2 protein-coding genes are annotated in these 3,115 nt (G+C 40.1%); both read right to left on the reverse strand.

Translation table 11 applies throughout. The features are described 5' to 3' along the window. Window positions 1-253: 253 nt before the first annotated feature. The gene (locus B371_RS0100875; protein ID WP_019412460.1) at window positions 254-1,549 is read right to left on the reverse strand and encodes an amidohydrolase; all 1,296 of its coding nucleotides are present in this window, start codon (window positions 1,547-1,549) and stop codon (window positions 254-256) included. Window positions 1,550-1,639: 90 nt separating this feature from the next. After that, window positions 1,640-2,785, reverse strand: coding sequence for a M20 family metallopeptidase (locus B371_RS0100880; protein WP_019412461.1), 1,146 nt, complete (start codon window positions 2,783-2,785; stop codon window positions 1,640-1,642). Window positions 2,786-3,115: the final 330 nt, after the last annotated feature.

The following is a 3,115-nucleotide window of genomic DNA, read 5'->3' on the forward strand; positions in this document are numbered from 1 at the left end:
AACGGAAATCATACCAGAAACCAAAGTGGATACTGTCTACTTTCTTTAAGGACCGGGCAACTTTGCCCGGTTTTTCTTACAATATAAGAAAGTATATGTTTTTCAGAGTTATACTTTTGAACCTGGAGTAGCTATGTCTAGCTCCAAGCGCCAGCCCGCACCTAAGCTTCAGGTCCTCATACGAAAGCAGGCTTTCGATTCGGTCCTTCCAGCGCCGGCGTCGGGCTAGAAGGCGCTTTGCGCTTTTCTTATCTTATTTATTCAATTCGAGGGCAATCCTGTATAAAACATTAACTCCAATACGTAACGATTTTTCATCGATATCAAATCGTTCATTGTGGTGTCCAGCGGCTAGGTCACTTCCTACAACACAATAAGTTGCTTGTCCACCTAGCTCGATCACACGGTTCATAAAGTATGTTGCGTCTTCTGAGCCTGATGGACCTGTGGACCAGGCAGTTATTGTCGAAAATGCTGGATCAGATTCAGCACAAGCAGTTATGCGATTGACAAGTTCTTTACTTGGAATACTACTTAAAGCTTCTCCCACAACATCAACATTGACATCTACTTGATACATTTTCGCAGCACCTTCTAAAACAGATAAGGCTTGATCCCGAATGTATTCATTTATTTCAGAGGATTCTCCACGGGTCTCAATTTTAAGAAAAGCATTAGAAGCTATAACATTTCGGCCACTCCCAGCATTCATAACACCAACATTAACACGTGAGGCACCAGCTGAGTGGCGAGGAATGCCATAAAGTCCTAATACGGCTGAAGCTGCTGCGGTTAAAGCATTACGTCCTTCTTCCGGTTTACCACCTGCATGGGAGGCGATTCCTTTAAATGTCACGTCCATTTTGGTTGTCGCTAAATATCCAGAATTTCCAGCCACGAATTCACCTGTCGGAATGCCGGTCCCTAGATGGGTTGCAATAAAATAATCAACATCTTCTACTACGCCTGCTTCAACCATCGATTTAGCTCCACGTGTGCCTTCTTCAGCAGGTTGGAAAATTAATTTAATGGTACCGGTTAACGAATTCTTATTTTCCATGAGTAATGTGGCTAAACCAAGACCAATAGCTGTATGTCCATCATGAGCGCAAGCATGCATCATGTTGGCATTAATAGAAGCATAGCCATCTTTAAATGGAACATGTTCTTGCGATAAATCTTCTTGAATGTCAAGGGCATCCATATCAACACGAGATGCAGTGGTTGGACCAACCTTACCAGTAGTAAGCGTCGCAACAATGCCAGTCATCCCGCCAGCAAATTTAGGTAACCATTGCAAATTAGCACCATTCTTTTCTGCCCATTTGTAATGATTGTTCAATATTTCTATTGGGGGAACTCCCATTCGAGCTTCGGCAACCATCACTTCTGAACCCACTTTTAAATGATATCCAAGTTTGCTCAAATATTCTGCCACAATTGAAGCTGTACGCATTTCCAAAAATCCAGATTCAGCATACTGATGAAAGTCTCTACGCCAAAAAATTAGTTGTTGATCAAGATTAGTCTCAGGTAAAATACTTGTCATTATTAAAACTCCTTCTCTAATTCAACTAAGAGTATTAAATTGGAATGTCAAATCTTATGGATGAATTTTGATATTCTATCACCTATAAACTTATGACTCATTTCCATATTCGATGCATAATTCTGCTACTAAGGCACAACGTTCTGCAAACAAATCAAATCGAATATGCTCATGTCTAGCATGGGGACCATCTCCTGGAATACCTAATCCATCTATTGTAGGGATACCCAGGGCAGATGTGAAATTGCCATCACTTCCTCCACCAACACTCGATTCTTTAACGTCCATGTTTAAACGTCTTCCAGCTAGTTTTGCTAGTTCGAATAACTGTTGATTTGCTGTGTTTCTTTCTAGAGGCGGTCGATTCAACTCACCTGTAATAGTCAATTTTGCAAGTGGGTTTTTTGGTGTTAATTGTTCGATTCTTTTTATAATACGGTTTGCTTCTTCAGATGATGTAACACGAAAATCGATGTCAATCGAGGCGTATTCTGGTACAACATTACTTAATGTGCCTCCTTGAATAGTTCCAACATTTACTGTTGTTCCTTTTGAGTAATCAGTTAGCTCTTCTAGTTGTAAAACAAGGTTAGCAACTTCTGATATTGCATTGACACCATCTTCATGGTGATTCCCAGCATGTGCACTTACACCTTGTACTTGAAGTTTATAAATACCAACACCTTTTCGAGCTGTTTTCAATGCATTCGTATGTGCTTCAGCAGGTTCCATGACAAATACGGCATCGCATGTTTTCGCAACTTTTTCAATCACGTCTCTGGATGATAAACTCCCAATCTCTTCATCAGATGTGAAAAGAAATACAGGTGATATGGGTAAAGTATCAAGGGTTTTCTCTAGAGAAGTAACAGCCCAAATTGATGATAATAATCCAGACTTCATGTCAAAAACGCCAGGTCCATATAATAACTGGTCTTCTACACGGATGGGAAGTTCCCCTTTTTTCCAGACCGTATCAAAATGGCTGAGGAATAATATTCGAGGTTTAAATGTATCGCTTTTTTCAAATTGAAGGTGATTCCCATATTCTATTTGTGGATGTACTGTACAAATATAATCACTACCAAGTCGTTTATGGATGATATCCCTTATCAAATCTCCGGTTTTATCAACTAAATCTTTTTCCAAGCTTGGGGATTCTGCTTGTAATAGATTTATTAAATCAAATTTAATATCTTGTATATGTTTTAAAATGAAATCATGTGTCTGAGTCATCTACTATACACTCCTTCTATTCATATAAATACATTAACATAATACTTAATAAGTTGAAAAATAAATAAACAAAATAAAATCTGTACTTTCTGAAAGCAACGGGAGCACTTTGCCCGGTTTTTCTCACAAAATAAGTAAGTATATAAATTTAGTGAGCCATGAATCCAGTATTTCCGGTGTTTTAAGGAGTAGGTTCTAGTATGATACTGTTGATTTGCGCTACAGGCGGACGCTTTCCACGGGGCGGGCAGGCGAGCCTCCTCGGTCGCTAGCGCTCCACTGCGGGGTCTCGCCTGTCCCGCTGATCCCGTAGGAGTCGCCGCCTTCCGC

This window comes from Paenisporosarcina sp. TG20 (assembly GCF_000286315.1).
In the GTDB taxonomy this organism is placed as follows: Bacteria; Bacillota; Bacilli; order Bacillales_A; family Planococcaceae; genus Paenisporosarcina.

What these genes read in the sequence shown, in the direction of transcription:
- B371_RS0100875 (WP_019412460.1), bottom strand. Translation starts at nt 1,549, where the DNA reads ATGACAAGTATTTTACCTGAGACTAATCTTGATCAACAACTAATTTTT.
- B371_RS0100880 (WP_019412461.1), bottom strand. Translation starts at nt 2,785, where the DNA reads ATGACTCAGACACATGATTTCATTTTAAAACATATACAAGATATTAAA.